16 protein-coding genes are annotated in these 14780 nt (G+C 70.0%); 8 read left to right on the forward strand and 8 right to left on the reverse strand.

Features of this window, described 5'->3' with window-relative positions:
* The 6 genes from QM633_RS06695 to QM633_RS06720 all read left to right on the forward strand — a co-directional run.
* On the forward strand, positions 1-650 hold a 650-nt coding region (locus QM633_RS06695), incomplete at its 5' end, for a hypothetical protein (RefSeq protein ID WP_415152960.1).
* A 100-nt stretch (positions 651-750) separates the two neighbouring features.
* Positions 751-2511, forward strand: coding sequence for a LamG-like jellyroll fold domain-containing protein (locus QM633_RS06700; RefSeq protein ID WP_415152961.1), 1761 nt, complete (start codon positions 751-753; stop codon positions 2509-2511).
* A gap of 204 nt (positions 2512-2715) precedes the next feature.
* Positions 2716-3147 (forward strand): hypothetical protein, encoded by a 432-nt coding sequence (locus QM633_RS06705; protein ID WP_415152962.1) that lies wholly within the window; start codon positions 2716-2718, stop codon positions 3145-3147.
* Positions 3147-3647, forward strand: coding sequence for a S24/S26 family peptidase (locus QM633_RS06710; RefSeq protein WP_415152963.1), 501 nt, complete (start codon positions 3147-3149; stop codon positions 3645-3647). The genes QM633_RS06705 and QM633_RS06710 overlap by 1 nt, the downstream gene beginning before the upstream one ends.
* Before the next feature lie 10 nt (positions 3648-3657).
* Positions 3658-4422: a hypothetical protein gene (locus QM633_RS06715; protein ID WP_415152964.1), complete on the forward strand. Its 765-nt coding sequence runs from the start codon at positions 3658-3660 to the stop codon at positions 4420-4422.
* A 117-nt stretch (positions 4423-4539) separates the two neighbouring features.
* Entirely contained in the window at positions 4540-4920 is a 381-nt protein-coding gene (locus tag QM633_RS06720; RefSeq protein WP_415152965.1) for a DUF2200 domain-containing protein, read from the forward strand.
* Positions 4921-4981: 61 nt separating this feature from the next.
* Here the strand turns inward: QM633_RS06720 and QM633_RS06725 are convergent, their stop codons facing one another.
* The 3 genes from QM633_RS06725 to QM633_RS06735 all read right to left on the reverse strand — a co-directional run bounded on the left by QM633_RS06725 (position 4982) and on the right by QM633_RS06735 (position 7503).
* Positions 4982-5545 carry an NADPH-dependent FMN reductase gene (locus tag QM633_RS06725; RefSeq protein WP_415152966.1) on the reverse strand — a complete coding sequence of 188 codons (564 nt, stop codon included), beginning with the start codon at positions 5543-5545 and terminating at the stop codon, positions 4982-4984.
* 91 nt (positions 5546-5636) lie between these two features.
* On the reverse strand, positions 5637-6671 hold the full coding sequence (locus QM633_RS06730) for an SDR family oxidoreductase (protein ID WP_415152967.1): 1035 nt from the start codon (positions 6669-6671) through the stop codon (positions 5637-5639).
* Positions 6672-6681: 10 nt separating this feature from the next.
* Entirely contained in the window at positions 6682-7503 is an 822-nt protein-coding gene (locus QM633_RS06735; RefSeq protein WP_415152968.1) for an oxidoreductase, read from the reverse strand.
* An 85-nt stretch (positions 7504-7588) separates the two neighbouring features.
* On the opposite strand from QM633_RS06735, the gene QM633_RS06740 reads away from it, so the two are divergent.
* Positions 7589-8158: a TetR family transcriptional regulator gene (locus QM633_RS06740; RefSeq protein WP_415152969.1), complete on the forward strand. Its 570-nt coding sequence runs from the start codon at positions 7589-7591 to the stop codon at positions 8156-8158.
* Positions 8159-8179: 21 nt separating this feature from the next.
* On the opposite strand, the gene leuA is transcribed toward QM633_RS06740, so the two are convergent.
* The 5 genes from leuA to QM633_RS06765 form a co-directional block, all read right to left on the reverse strand.
* Positions 8180-9964, reverse strand: a complete 1785-nt coding sequence (gene leuA, locus QM633_RS06745; RefSeq protein WP_415152970.1) for a 2-isopropylmalate synthase — start codon at positions 9962-9964, stop codon at positions 8180-8182.
* A gap of 172 nt (positions 9965-10136) precedes the next feature.
* Positions 10137-11303 carry an FUSC family protein gene (locus QM633_RS06750; protein WP_415152971.1) on the reverse strand — a complete coding sequence of 389 codons (1167 nt, stop codon included), beginning with the start codon at positions 11301-11303 and terminating at the stop codon, positions 10137-10139.
* Positions 11304-11349: 46 nt separating this feature from the next.
* Positions 11350-12270 carry a GTPase Era gene (era, locus tag QM633_RS06755; RefSeq protein WP_415152972.1) on the reverse strand — a complete coding sequence of 307 codons (921 nt, stop codon included), beginning with the start codon at positions 12268-12270 and terminating at the stop codon, positions 11350-11352.
* Positions 12267-13598 (reverse strand): hemolysin family protein, encoded by a 1332-nt coding sequence (locus QM633_RS06760; protein ID WP_415152973.1) that lies wholly within the window; start codon positions 13596-13598, stop codon positions 12267-12269. The genes era and QM633_RS06760 overlap by 4 nt, the downstream gene beginning before the upstream one ends.
* Positions 13599-13663: 65 nt before the next feature.
* Complete coding sequence (locus QM633_RS06765; protein ID WP_415152974.1) at positions 13664-14338, reverse strand: YczE/YyaS/YitT family protein; 675 nt, start codon at positions 14336-14338, stop codon at positions 13664-13666.
* Positions 14339-14399: 61 nt separating this feature from the next.
* Between QM633_RS06765 and QM633_RS06770 the strand changes: the two genes are divergently transcribed.
* Positions 14400-14780, forward strand: a 381-nt coding sequence (locus tag QM633_RS06770) for a GntR family transcriptional regulator (protein ID WP_415152975.1), incomplete at its 3' end; no start/stop codon positions are given.

Genomic DNA, 14780 nt, shown 5'->3' on the forward strand with positions numbered 1-14780 from the left:
CCATGTCCGATTCGTACAAGCCTGCGCGCAAGAAGCGCGGCGTCGCACTTCCCGTCGTCATCGCGGGCGGCCTCAGCTCACTCCTGCTCGCCTTCAGCCTGACCCCCACCTTCTCCGCGCTGACCGCTGTGATCACGAACTCCGCCAACACCGCGGGCACCGGCAGCCTGGTCATGACCGAGACCAGCAGCGACATGGGCACCACCTGCACCAGCGGCGCCACCGGCACCGCCACCTGCTCGACGATCAACAAGTTCGGCGGCAACACGGCCTCCAGCGGCTACATGGCGCTGAAGCCGGGCGGCTCGGTCACCTCGACCGTCACCATCAAGAACTCCGGCACCGTCGATGCCAGCAGCTTCACGATGGGCGGCGGCACCTGCACGATGTCGACCAACGGCACCGTGAACGGCTCGGCGACGCAGGCCCAGCTGTGCGGGAAGTTCAACCTGGTCATCACCGCGGGCGGGACCAGCGTCTACACCGGCACCGCCGCGGCCTTCGCCGGAACGACCACGACGATCGGCTCCGGCGTCACCGCCGGCTCGACCGTGACGATCGTGGTGAAGATCACGCTGGACTCCAGCGCGGACGCGACGTACCAGGGCCTGGCCATCACCCAGCCGATCACCTGGACCTTCGCGGCCTGAGCCCGCGGGGTCCGCGACCCTGAGATACTCACGGCAAGGGCCGGGGACGCTCCGCCGCCCCCGGCCCTGTGGCCGTATTCGACGGAAGGTGATGCAGGACATGACCAAGCGAGCAGCCGTCTGGGCAGCCGCCGTCATCGGAGCAGCAGTCGTGGTCGCCGCCCTGATCGTCGCATCGGGGCTGCGCTTCTACACGGTGATGACGCCGTCCATGGGCGAGACCGCCCCGGTCGGCACCCTCGTGGTGACCCGGCCGGCGGACGCCTTCCAGGTCGGCGAGATCGTCACCTACGAGCGCAACGGTCGCAGCTACACCCACCGGATCATCACGGCGAACCAGGACGGGACGTTCGTCACCAAGGGCGACCTGAACGGTTCGGCCGACCCGCTCCCGGTCTCGACCGGGGAGATCGTGGGCCGGGCGATCTGGATCGCGCCGGGAATGGGCTGGCTGTGGCGAGGCCTGCCGTGGCTCCTGCTGGGCGGACTGGTCGTCTACGCGGTCTCCCTGATGCCGCGGTTCGACCGGACGTGGCGCTGGGTGGTCCGGCTCAGTGGCTGGACCCTGGTGATCTGCCTGGTCGCCTTCTGGCTGCGTCCGTGGGTGAGCCTCACGATGCTGTCGTGGGTGCCGGCCGACACCGGTGGCGCCGACATGCACGTCGTCAACACCGGGCTGTTCCCCCTCGACGTGCTGGGTAACCGGCTCGTCAGCGGCCAGGACGTCATCGTCCGAGTCACCGAGCAGAACGCCGCCGGCGAGTACACGCTGACCCCCGCCCTCGCGTTCCACTGGTGGGAGCAGCTGGGCCTGCTCCTGCTCTGCCTCGTGCCCACCCTGATCGCCCTCGTCATCCGGGACGACCGCACCCCCCACGAGCCCGGCCGGGCGGTGGAGGAGGACGCCGTGGCCGATCCGGACGCGGCGAAGGATGAGCCCGCGGAGGAGGAGTCGGACGACGCTCCCGACCTGCGCCGGCTGATCCTGATCGCCGCGATCGTGTTCGCCGTCGTGGTGAGTGTCGCCGTCGTGACCTTCAGCACGACCAGCGCCGCGCTCACGGCGAAGATCGCCAACAGCACGAACACGAGCGGCAACCGGACGTTCTTCACCTGCACGAACGCCGTCACGTCCTCCAGCGGCAGCCCGTACCTCGCCTGGGCGATGGGCACGGGGAGCACGACGAAGGCGGCCGACCTCAACGGCAGCTCGTCAAGCACGAAGGTCGGCACCTTCGCCAACACGACGGCGCTGGGAGCCTCCCCCACCGGAACCACGACGGTCGGCTGCAACAACGATCTGCCGAAAGCCTCGGTCTCCTTCAACGGCACGTCGCAGTGCCTCTTCACCGGCGCGACCGTCTCCAACCCCCAGACGTTCTCGCTGGAAGCATGGTTCTGGACCGGCACCAAGCCGAACGGGAAGATCATCGGCTTCGGCAACACCCAGAGCGGCGGCGACTCGACCTACGACCGGCACGTCTACATCGATGACGCGGGCAGGGTGCTGTTCGGGACCTACAACAACGGCTTCCAGGTGATCGCCTCGCCCTCGGGTACCAGCTACGCCGACAGCAAGTGGCACAACGTGATCGCCACGTTCTCCAGCTCGACGGGGATGCGGCTCTACATCGACGGCGCCGTCGTCGCCTCGAGCACCAGCTACACGGTGGCGGAGAACACCTCGGGCTACTGGAAGGCCGGCTGCGGCAATCTGGGCGGCAGCTGGCCCAACGCCGCGGGCGCGGCCAGCTGGAACTCCCTGAACTACTTCAAGGGCCAGCTCCAGTTCGCAGCCGTCTACTCGGCCGTGCTGACCGCCACCCAGGTGAAGGAGCACTACCAGGCCGGGCTGGGCTGAGCCCAGCGGACAGTGGCGTCCCGGGCTCGTGACGAGCCTTGTCACCCGCATGGGTTATACCCGTACGGGTGTCGCCTGCAGGGGGACTTTTGCACCGATCGCGGGTGCGAAATGCTTGTCTGAGCAAGACCTGTACGCGGCAGCGGGAGGGGTCCTAAATGCCGCCCAGGACGATCATTCATCCAACGAATTAGGGGAATCACCATGTCAGAGTCGACCACGCCCGCGCGCCGCCGCGGCAAGAAGATCGCCGCCACCACGCTTCTCGTCCTCGGCCTCGGCGGCGCGTCCGCCGCGGCTGCCGCCCAGCTGGGCATGTCCTGGACGGGCAGCTTCCAGGCCGGCGCAACCAGCGTGACGGCGGACTGCCAGCCCTCGTCGAAGACGATCACCTCCAGCTTCGACAAGCCCACCTTCTCCAGCAGCTCGACGCTGCCGTGGACGGTGGCCAACGTGACGTTCGCGAACATCGACGACGCCTGCAAGACGCTGAACTACGAGGCGGCGTACAAGCTGTCCAGCGGCGAATGGGTGAAGCTCGGCACCGGGACCGTCACCGGCACGACGGTGTCCGTCCCGCTCGGCTCGCTCGACCCGCAGAGCATCAAGCAGGTCGCGCTCAGCATCTACAGCTGATGACCGCTCAGGCAGGCCGGCGGACCCTGGTCCGCCGGCTCGGCCAGGTCGTCGGTTGGGCCCTGCTGGTCGGCGCGGTCGTGCTCGGATGGCCGTCCAGCATGGGCGGCTGTACCACCCTCACCATCGTCACCGGGCACTCGATGGAGCCCACGCTGCACCCGGGAGACCTGGCTGTCACCCGCTGCGGCAACCCGCAGGTCGGGGACGTGGTGGCGTACCGGCCGTTCGCCGACAAGAGCCCGGTCGTGATCCACCGGATCATCGGAGGCGACCCGGTCGCCGGCTGGGAACTGCAGGGCGACAACAACCATTTCATCGACCCCTTCAAGCCGGTGGCCGGCCAGGTGACGGGCGTCATGGTCGCAGCCGTCCCGGGCCTGGGCGGAGTGATGTCCTTCTTCACCTCGCCACTGATGTGGGTGTCGCTGCTTCTTCTCGCCGCGGCGTTCGCCCTGTGGCCCGAGGCACGACCCACCACCTCGTCGTCGGCCAGCTGAGGACACGAGCATGAGACTGCGTTGGCGTGGTGCCCTGGCGGTGCTGGCGGCTGTGGCCACGGTGGCATCACTGGGCGCATCCGCCGCGGCGCAACTCGATCTGCGCGCGACCGCCAGCGCTCCCCTCGCCCAGAAGTGGACGCGCTGCGGTGGCCAGGTCACGGCAACCGTGACCGGCGCGTCCGTCGCCGTGACCGGTATCGACACCGCTTGCGCGGGCACCACCGTGACCGCCTACGTTCGCGCGGGCAGCACCACGCTCACCGCGTCCGGCACGGCATCCGGCACCAGCGCCACGCTCACCCTGCCCTCGACGCCGGGCACGGTCAGCGGCGCCCTCGTCACCGCCGGGACCTGGCCGTTGCCGACGACCTGGGCGCAGACCCAGACCACCCTGCCGGCCGTCTCCTGCGCGCCGGTGTCCGGAAGCGGAACCTGCACGGCAGCGGTCAGCGGGATCACCTCCTGGGGCTACCCGAGCCTCACCGACTACAACCTGAACGTGACGGTGTCGTCCAGCTCGTCCTCTGCCGTCACCTGGCAGGTGACCTTCAACCTGTCGAGCAGCGACCTGCCGTTCGTCGCGAGCGACCTCTCCGACAACCAGGGCGGCCTGGTCAAGGTGTCCGCCAGCTCCTGCTCCGCCAGCCCGCGGACGGTGACCGTGAAGGGCACGACCGGCTGGGGCAACTATCACCAGGTGATGTCCGGGCAGTCGTCCAGCTTGCAGGTCCACGCCACCACGAGTGGATCGGGCGGCCTGCTCGACTGCTGACCCGCCACCCCCGTCGAGCCGCAGGTCCGACCCGCGCGGCAGGGACCCCGGCCGCTCGACCACCGATGTCCACGAAGCTGTTGTCGCGAACGCACCGCCCGGCGCACACTGACCGGCATGGCCATGGATGAGACGCCCCGCCGGCAGGCGAACGCCGAACGCGTGAAGCGGACACCGTTCGCCGCCATCTACCCCCTGTATCTGGCGAAGCTCGAGCGCAAGGGCCGGACCCGCGACGAATTGGACGCGGCGATCCGCTGGCTCACCGGGCTCGACGAAGCCGGCCTGGCAGCACACCTGGACGCGGCAACGACGGTCGGCGACTTCTTCGACGCCGCCGACCTGCACCCGGATGCCGTCGCGATCACCGGGGTGGTCTGTGGGGTGCGGATCGCCGACATCGCCGACCCACTGATGCGGCGGATCCGGATCATGGACAAGCTGGTCGACGAGCTCGCGAAAGGGCGTCCGCTGGACCGGGTACTCCGAGCCGGGTGATCGTGGCGAGGGGCCCGGACCGCGTCCGCGTCGCGGCCCGGCCGGGCGTCCGCCTCGCCGGTCAGCCGCGCAGCGGGGCGAGCGCCTCGCTGAGCGCGATGATCTCCTTCAGTTCCATGCCCAGGACCAGCCGCTGCTGCTCATTCGGCTCGAACTGGCCGTCGTCGCTCAGCTGACGCTGCGGGAAGTTGATCTCGACGTTGCCCCTGGTCAACACCAGACCGAGTGCGGTGACGACGGGGCGCAGGGCTGCCTGCGCACGGGTGCCCCCGGAGTTGCCGCCCCAGTTCACGAAGCCGACCGGCTTGCGGTTCCACTCGTTGTGGAGGTAGTCGATGGCGTTCTTGATGGGCGCCGAGTAGCTGTAGTTGTACTCCGGGAACAGGAAGATGAAACCGTCCGCGGCATCGACGCGCTGGCTCCACGCGATGGTGTCGTCGTGGACGTACTGCTTCAGTCGCGGATGGTTGGGTTCGTCCATCAGCGGGAGCCGGAGTTCGGCCAGGTCGGCGTAGTCGACCTCGAAGCGCCCGTCGGCCTCGGCGGTCCTGCGCACCCACTCGCCGATCGGGGCGCCGATGCGGCCCTCGCGAATGCTGCCGTTGACGATGAGAAGCCTTGCCACTGTTCTTGTTCTCCTTCAGGACGTGCGATGTCGTCTCAGCCAACGCGACACTCGGATCCGGGTATTCCCCGTCGAGGGAATACCGGGCGACTCAACCCCGCCCCACCAGCCCTTTCGCGACCAGGCTCTCGGCAGCGGCGACGATCGCCTCGTGGGGATCGCGCGGAACCCAGCCGAGGAGCTCGCGAGCCTTGGCGCTGGACGTCTGCTTGACGTAGCCGAGTTCGGGCGCCATCCCGCGGAACTCCGGATTGACCAGCGCGGCCAGCCGGAACAGCAGATCCGGAAGCCTCCGCGTGGGCACCTTCGCCGCCGCGTCTCCCAGCTGCCGCCGGATGGTGGCGGCGATCTCCGCCAGCGGGATCGCCGGGCCGTTGGAGAGCAGGAACCGTTGGCCCGCCGCCTCGGGAGGCGTCATCGCGAGCAGGTGGGCCCGCGCGACGTCGCGGACGTCCACGACCGGGATGGACAGGTTCGGCAGCACCGGCATCCCGCCGGCGAGCATGCGCTGGATGATCTCGTTCGACCCCGTGATCGAGTCCCCCATCACCGGGCCCATCACGGCGACCGGCAGCATCGTGACCAGTTCCAGCGCGCCGCCCTCCCGCTCGATGAACTCCCACGCCGCGCGCTCCGACAGCGTCTTGCTGCGTCCGTACGCGTCGGTGCCCGGACCGTCCAGTACCGTCCAGTCGTCCTCGGTGAACACGTGGTCGGTGTGTGGGTGACCCCAGCTGACCGCGTGGAACGCGGAGGTGAGCACCACCCGCTTCACGCCGGCGTCGCGGGCGGCCCGCAGGACGCGCAGCGCACCCTCCCGCGCCGGGACGATCAGGTCGTCCTCGTTGTCGACCTGGCCGGGCCGGACCGGGGACGCGACGTGCAGCACCACGTCGACGCCGCGGACGGCCTCGGGCCAGCCGGCATCGGAGGTCAGGTCTGCGGCAGCGAAATCCAGGTTCCCGCCCGCGGCGACGCCCGCGTCGGCGAGTACGGCGCGGACGGCGGCCTCCTGCGACAGCGACCGAAGGGTCGCGCGGACCTGGTGGCCGGCGTCGAGCAGCTGCTGGATGCAGTGTCCGGCGATGAAGCCGGAGCCGCCGCTGACGAGCACTTTCGCGGTCATCGGCGTCGCCTCAGCCGATGACGCGGGCGAAGATCGCGTCCATGGCGCGATCGGGCAGGACGCGGCGGGCGAACAGGACGGGCTTGGCGCCACCGCCGACCGCATAGCGGGTCCGTGGACGTGGGGTCGTGACCGCGCGCTCGATCGCCCGTGCCACCACGTCGGGGTCCGAGCCCAGTCCGGCCGGGCTGGCGTCGCCGCCGAGCCTGCCGGCGGCCACGTTGGCGCGCTCGGCGTAGGCGCCCCCACCCGAGGCCGCCATTCCGGTCTGCGCCGCGATCCCGGCCCATTCGGTCCGGATCGCGCCCGGCTCGATCACGACGACGTCGATGCCGAAGCCGGCGACCTCCTGGCGGAGCGAGTCGCTCAGGCCTTCGACCGCGTGCTTGGACGCGTGGTACCAGCCGCCGAAGGCGGTGGCGATCCGGCCGCCGATCGAGGTGACATTGACGATCCGGCCGGAATGTTGCGCCCGCATGCCGGGCAGCACGAGCTGGATCAGCCGCGCGAGGCCGAAGAGGTTCACCTCGAGCTGGCGACGGGCCTCGTCCTGGGGCACGTCCTCGATCGCGCCGTACGAGCCATAACCGGCGTTGTTCACCAGGGCGTCGATCCGCCCTTGTTCGGCCAGGACACGCTCGACGGCGGCGACCATCGACGCCTCGTCGGTGACGTCCAGGAGCAGCGGGCGAACGCCGTCGCCCTGGAGCGCGGCGAGCCGATCGATCCGGCGGGCGGCGCCGTAGACGACGTGCCCGGCCCGGGCGAGCCGGCGGGCGGTGGCTGCACCGATGCCGGAGGAGGCACCGGTGACGAGGACGACGGAGGTCATGCCAGTTCCTAACTGTTTGGTTAGCAACAGTGTCGGGCGACCGTCCAAGATTGTCAACTAACCGCTTAGTAAGTACTCTCGTCCCGTGATCGAACGGGACGCGGAGGCCACCAGGCAGCGGCTGCTCGCCGCGGCGACGATCGAGTTCTCGCAGTACGGCATCGCCGGCGCCCGGGTCGACCGGATTGCGGCCGCCGCCCGCTCGAACAAAGCGCAGATCTACCACTACTTCGGCAGCAAGAACGGCCTGTTCGACGCCGTCTTCGGAGGGCACGCCCAGGCCGCCGTCGAGCAGGAGTACTTCGACGCGTCCGACCTGCCGGGCACCGCGGGCTGGATCTTCGACAACTACGAGGAGCACCCCGAACTCGGCAGGCTCGTCCTGTGGTACCGCCTGGAGCGGGCCGGCGACGCGGCGTCGATCGCGGCGCTGGAACGGGCGAACCTGGCCAAGATCGAGAAGATCCGGGCGGCGCAGGAGGCGGGACTGGTGACCGACCGGTTTCCGCCGGCCGTGCTCCTCGGCCTCATCCTGACCCTCACTGCGGCCTGGACGGCGCTGCCGCCCGAGTTCGCCGTCCTCGAGCGCGAGGTGCCCGCCGGGGACCGTCGCGGCTACGTCGTGGCGGCGGTCCGCCGCCTCGTCGAGCCCTGAGGCTCCCGGGACGAACGGGCGTCAGGGGCGCGGCTCGCCGGGCACCGACTCCGCGGCCTGGATCCGGGCGTCGCGGTCGAGCGCGCCGACCACCGCTCGCAGGGACGCGGTGACGATCGACTCGTGCAGGCCGACGCCCCACAGCACATGCGCGTCCTCGCCCTCGCCGATCTCGGCCTCCACGTAGGCCGCAGCCCTGGCGTCACCGCCGGAGGAGAGCGCGTGCTCGGTGTAGTCGAGGACGCGGACGTGGTAGCCGAGAATCCCCAGGGCGTCCACGAAGGCCGACACCGGGCCGTTGCCCTCCCCGGTGATCTCCCGCTGGACGCCGTGGTCGCGCACGACGGCGGTCACCACGTAGCCACCGCCGTTCGACACGGAGGTGACCGTCACCAGGTCGAGCGGGGAGGAGTCCTCGAGGTACTCGGTGGAGAAGATCCGCCACATCTCCTCCGGGCCGACCTCGCCGCCCTCGGAGTCGGTGTGCGCCTGCACGACCCGGGAGAACTCCATCTGCAGTCGTCGGGGCAGGTCCAGCTTGTGCTCGGACTTCATGATGTAGGCCATGCCACCCTTGCCGGACTGGCTGTTGACCCGGATCACGGCCTCGTAGGTGCGGCCGACATCGTGCGGGTCGATCGGGAGGTACGGCGCCTCCCAGGGGATCTCGTGCAGAGTCTTCCCCTGGGCGGCGGCCGTCCTCTCCAGCACCTCCAGCCCCTTCTTGATGGCGTCCTGGTGGGAGCCGGAGAAGGCGGTGTAGACCAGGTCCCCCGCGTACGGGTGGCGCGGATGGACCGGCAGGTTGGTGCAGTACTCCACCGTGCGACGGATCTCGTCCACGTCGGAGAAGTCGATCTTCGGGTCGATGCCCTGGCTGAACAGGTTCAGGCCCAGTGTGACCAGATCGACGTTGCCGGTCCGCTCGCCATGGCCGAACAGGCAACCCTCGACCCGGTCGGCGCCGGCCATCAGGGCCAGCTCGGTCGCCGCCACCGCCGTCCCGCGATCGTTGTGCGGGTGCAGGGAGATGGCCACGAACGGCCGGTTGTCGATGTGGCGACCGAAGTACTCGATCTGGTCGGCGTAGGTGTTGGGAGTGGATCGCTCGACCGTGGCCGGCAGGTTCAGGATGATCTCCCGGCCGGGGCCGGGCTGCCACCTCGCCATCACCTCGTTGCAGACCTCGATCGCGAAATCGGTCGGGGTCTGGGTGAAGATCTCCGGGCTGTACTGGTAGCCGAACTCGACATCGCCGAGGAACTGATCGGCGTACTTCATGACCAGCTCGGTCCCCCGGGTCGCCATCGCGATGCACTGCGCCTCGTCGATCCCGAACACCACCCGCCTGAACAGTTCCGCGGTCGCGTTGTACAGGTGGATGGTCGCCCGCCTCGCCCCGATCAGGGACTGGGCGGTGCGTTCGATCAGGTCCTCACGGGCTTGGGTGAGGACGCTGATGGTGACGTCGTCGGGGATGGCATCGCTGAGGATCAGGCCGCGCACGAAGTCGAAATCCGTCTGGGACGCGGACGGGAAGCCGACCTCGATCTCCTTGTAGCCCATCCGGACCAGCAGGTCGAACATCTTCCGCTTCCGCGACGGCGTCATCGGGTCGATCAGCGCCTGGTTGCCGTCCCTCAGGTCGGTGGACAGCCACCGGGGTGCGGCGGTGATCTTCTTGGCCGGCCACGTCCGATCTGGCAGGTCGATGGGCTCGAACGGCGTGTAGCGAGCGAACGGCATCGGGCTGGGCTGCTGGACCGGGACGGGCTGCTGGCGCGTTCCGAAAGTGTTGGTTGTCATGGGATCCTCGCTGGTGCGTGGCGGGCTGGCAGGCGCGTGACGAACTCCGCAGCGAGGAGGCCTGATCGGGACTTACGAGGCCTCGCTGCGGCGACGAAGGATGAGCCGCGCCCATGACATGTCTGTCATGCTCGCACACCGGGCGGCGGTTCGCCAACCCCCGACACGCCGATCATGGACGTTCCGCCCAGATTCCGGACGCCCCGTCCGGCCCCTCGGCGGCCTCTTCCACTTCCCGCGAGTCGGGCAGATCGGGCAGCTCGGCCCGTGCGGCCTCCCGCGACAACCCCGTCAGCTGGAGCAGGTCGACAGTCACCGAACGCATCACCGACACGAGCGCGACCGACCGCCAGGTGGAGTGCATCACCGCGGACGGCGCGCACTCGGCGGCGAGGTTGGCGGCCCTCCGCCGCGCCTCGGTCGGGAAGCTCCACTCCCGCACGGAACCCGCCAACTGCCCGGTCACTCCGGCCGCCTCCGCGACGAGCATGGCCACCACCGGCTGAGGCCCGGACTCCCCCACCACCCCGCGCCCCTGCCGGACCAGCAGCTCGACGGTGTTCAGCATCCTGCGCAGCAGGACGGCCTGGCGTTCCAGCTCCGCCAGGACCGGCAGGTCGCGCCGCAGCGTCGGGTTGAGCCGTGCGACCTGGCTGGACGAGCCGACCACGGTCCGTCCGTAGTCGAGGATGTCCCGGACGCCGCGCAGCTGCGTGCGGGCGTCCCTGAGGCGGGCGGTGTCGCCGGAGCGAAGGCCGTCCGCCACCATCCGCAGCAGCACCTGGCTCTCGGTGAGCACGGACGCGATGTAGCGCTTCGGCCTGCTGGTCACGTCCCGCGGCAGCAGCACAGCGAGGACGAGGGCGACCAGCGCGCCGACCAGCGCGTCCACCGCCCTGCCCACCGGGTCGGAGGTGACGAGGGTGAAGGTGGCGAGTACCACCATCGCGTTGACACCGGCCTGCATGGTGAACAGGTCGCCCCGGTCGACGAAGCGGGCGCCCAGGGCCGCGACCACGAGCACGACGCCGATCTGCCACGGACCGCTCCCGATCAGCAGGTGCAGCAGCTCCCCGGTCAGCACGCCGAGCACCGCTCCGGCGCCGAGCTCGGCCACCCGGCGGGGCTGCCGGTTCCTGGTGAAGCCCAGGCACACCCAGGCGGCGACCGGCGCGAAGAAGGGGTAGGGATGCCCGATCACGTAGCGGGCCAGGGAGAACGCCAGCGCGGCCGCGACGGCTGCCTGAAGGACGGGGACGAGCGAACCGCCGGCCCTGCGCCGGCCGTCGCGCGCATGCAGGCGCAGCGCCACGCCGAGCCGACGACCACGGCGGGTCAACCGGCTCCAGGTTCTGGCCACCACGTTCACCCGGGCGCCCGCCGGCTCAGAAGCCGAGCCGGTTGAGGTACTTCGGGTCGCGCTGCCACTCCTTGAGCACCTTGACACGCAGGTCGAGGTGCACCGGCATGCCGACGAGTGCGGCGATCTGGGAGCGCGCCGCCGTGCCGACCTGCCGCAGGCGCTCGCCCTTGTGGCCGATGATGATGCCCTTCTGCGAGTCCCGCTCGACGACCATCGAGGCGAAGATGTCCAGCAGCGGCCGGTCCGCAGGCCGGCCCTCCCGCTCGCCCATCTCGTCGATCATCACGGCGATGGAGTGGGGAAGTTCGTCGTGCACGCCCTCCAGCACCGCCTCCCTGATCAGCTCGGCGATCCGGGTCTCCAGCGGCTCGTCGGTGACCTCGTCGTCGGGGTACAGCTTCGGCCCGTCGGGGAGCAGTGCGACGAGTTCTGCCACCACGACCTCGACCTGGTCGGAGGTGACCGCGGAGACCGGGACGATGCTCTCCCAGCGGATGCCCAGTTCGTCCTCGAGCGAGGCGATCCGGAGCAGGTGCTCGGCCATCCGCTGCTTGCTGACCAGGTCGGACTTGGTGGCCAGCGCGACCAGCTTCGGCCGGCGCGGGAGCTTGGCGATCTCTCCGACCAGGAAGGTGTCGCCCGGGCCGATCCGCTGGTTGGCCGGCAGGCACACGCCGATCACGTCGACCTCGGCCCAGGTCTCGTAGACGAGATCGTTCAGCCGCTCGCCGAGCAGCGTTCGAGGCCGGTGCAGGCCGGGGGTGTCGATCAGCACGAGCTGCGCGTCCGCGGTGTTCACGATGCCGCGCACGGCGTGCCGGGTGGTCTGCGGGCGGGAGGACGCGATCGCGATCTTCTCCCCCACCAGCGCGTTGGTCAGGGTCGACTTGCCCGCGTTGGGCCGGCCGACGAAGCAGGCGAAACCGGAGCGGTGGGCGGTCATGAGTTCCTCCTCGCGGACTCCTCGGCGAGCTTGGCCGCCGCGTCCGCCGCGGAGTCGGCGTCCTCCGCGGCCAGGGATACCAGCACCGTCTGGATCGTGTGGCGGCGATCGCTGCCGCGCTCCGCGGTGAGCTCGATGCCCTCCCACTGCACGACCGAGCCGGGGATCGGCACCTTGTTGAGCTCCTTCGCCATCAGCCCGAGCACCGTGTCCACGTCGTCGTCGTCCAGCTTCAGGCCGAACAGCTCGCCCAGGTCGTCGATCGGGAGCCGGGCCGACACCCGGAACCTGTGCTCGCCCAGCCGGGTCACCGGGGGCACCTCGTGGTCGTACTCGTCGACGATCTCGCCGACGATCTCCTCCAGGACGTCCTCGATCGTGGCCAGGCCGGCGGTACCACCGAACTCGTCGATCACGATCACCACGTGGCTGCGGGTGACCTGCATCTCGCGGAGGAGCTCGTCGACGGGCTTGGAGTCCGGGCAGAAGGTCGGCGGCCGCATCAGGGTGTCGACGGTCTCGTTCGACTGTGCCCTCGGGTTGTCGTACATGCGGCGCATCACGTCCTTGAGGTACAGGATGCCCACCACGTCGTCCGCGTCCGACCCGATCACCGGGATGCGGCTGAAGCCCGAGCGCAGCGCCAGCGACAGGCCCTGGCGCAGGGTCTTGCTGCGCTCGATGTAGACCATCTCGGTGCGGGGGACCATCACTTCCTTGACGATCGTGTCGCCGAGCTCGAACACCGAGTGGATCATCCTCCGCTCGCCCGCCTCGATGAGCTCCCTCGCCTCCGCGATGTCGACGAGTTCACGCAGTTCGGCCTCGGAGGTGAACGGCCCCTCGGTGAACCCCTTGCCCGGGGTCAGGGCGTTGCCGATCAGGATCATCAGTTGCGGAATCGGGCCGAGCACGGAGGTGAGCGCCCCGATCGGTCCGGCGGCGGCGAGGGCGACCTGTTCCGCGTGCTGGCGGCCGAGCGTCCGCGGAGCGACACCGAGAACGATGAACGAGACCACCACCATGGTGAGCACCGGGTAGAGCACGCGCTCCCAGGTGGCGCCGAGGTGCTCGAAGAACACCAGCGAGACCAGGACGGTCGCCACCACCTCCAGCGAGATCCGCAGGAACATCGAGGTGTTGAGGTGCGGCGCCGGGTCCTGGGCGACCAGCAGCAGCCGTCGGGCGCGCCCATTCCCCTCCTCGAGGAGGCTCTCGGCGCGGGATCGGGAGATCGCGGAGAGGGCGGCCTCCGCGGTCGTGAGGAGCGCGGCGAGGACCACGCAGACGGCGGCAACGGCCACCAGGATCCACTCGGTCTGGGTCAACGGTCGCTCACACGCCTCTTCCGGATTGGTGAGCGATCAGTGTAGTGGAGTGGACGCCTCGCGGCTCAGCGGGCCTCCGCAGGACGGTCGAGGCGGACGGCGACGAAGGGCACGAAGAACTGCACCAGCGGTCCGATCGCCAGTGCATACACCACGGTCCCGATGCCGACGGCGCCGCCCAGGACCCAGCCGATCGCGAGCACGGAGAGCTCGAGACCGGTGCGGACCAGACGCAGCGACCAACCCGTGCGTCGCGCGATCCCGGTCATCAGACCGTCCCTGGGCCCCGGCCCGAGCTGGGAGCCGATGTACAGCGCCCCGGCCAGACCGTTCACGACCAGACCACCGGCGAGCAGGCCCCAGGCGACCGGCCAGGAGGGGGCCGCAGGGATGACCGACAAGGTGGCGTCGGTGGCGATCCCGATCACGACGGCGTTGGCGATGGTGCCGAGGCCCGGCCACTGCCGCAGCGGGATCCACAACAGCAGGACGAGGAAGCCGACCGCGATCACCACGGTCCCGAACGACCAGCCGAGAAGCTGCTGCAGGCCGGAGTGCAGGACGTCCCACGGGTCGAGGCCCAGGCCGCTGCGGACGAACATGGCCATCGCCGACCCGTAGAGCCACAGTCCGAGGAGAAGCTGGGGCAGCCGGCGCCCCAGCCGACCGGCGCGCAGCTGCTCGAGCGGACCCAGATCGGCGAGGACGTCGGCGGCGCGCGGCGGGCTGGAGATCGACATGACCACATCCTCGCCCGAAGTGGCCTTGTGAAAAAGTGCCACTTCACGCAGAGTGGTTCCCATGACTGTTCCCGCGACCAGCGCCGCGCGACTCGTCCAGCTGCTCGGGCGCAGGGACCAGGGCGTGCCCGCCTACCGCTGGCTGGCGGACGGGCTGCGCCGGGTCGTCACCGACGGGCGGGTGCCGGCCGGGCACGGCCTGCCCAGCGAGCGGCGGCTGAGCGAGGCGTTGGGAGCCAGCCGTACCACCGTCACCCGGGCCTACGCGATCCTCGTGGAGAGCGGTTTCCTGGTCGCGCGGCACGGGTCGGGGCACGTCGTCACATTGCCCCTGGGCCGCGAGCGGTGGGGAGTGGGCGGTGCGCTGCTGCCGGGAACCGGTGACAGCGAGGACGTCCTCGACCTCACCTGCGCGGCCTGCCGCGCGCCGGCGGGAACCGCG

The sequence above is a fragment of the Propionicimonas sp. genome (assembly GCF_047606205.1).
Classification (GTDB): Bacteria; Actinomycetota; Actinomycetes; order Propionibacteriales; family Propionibacteriaceae; genus Propionicimonas.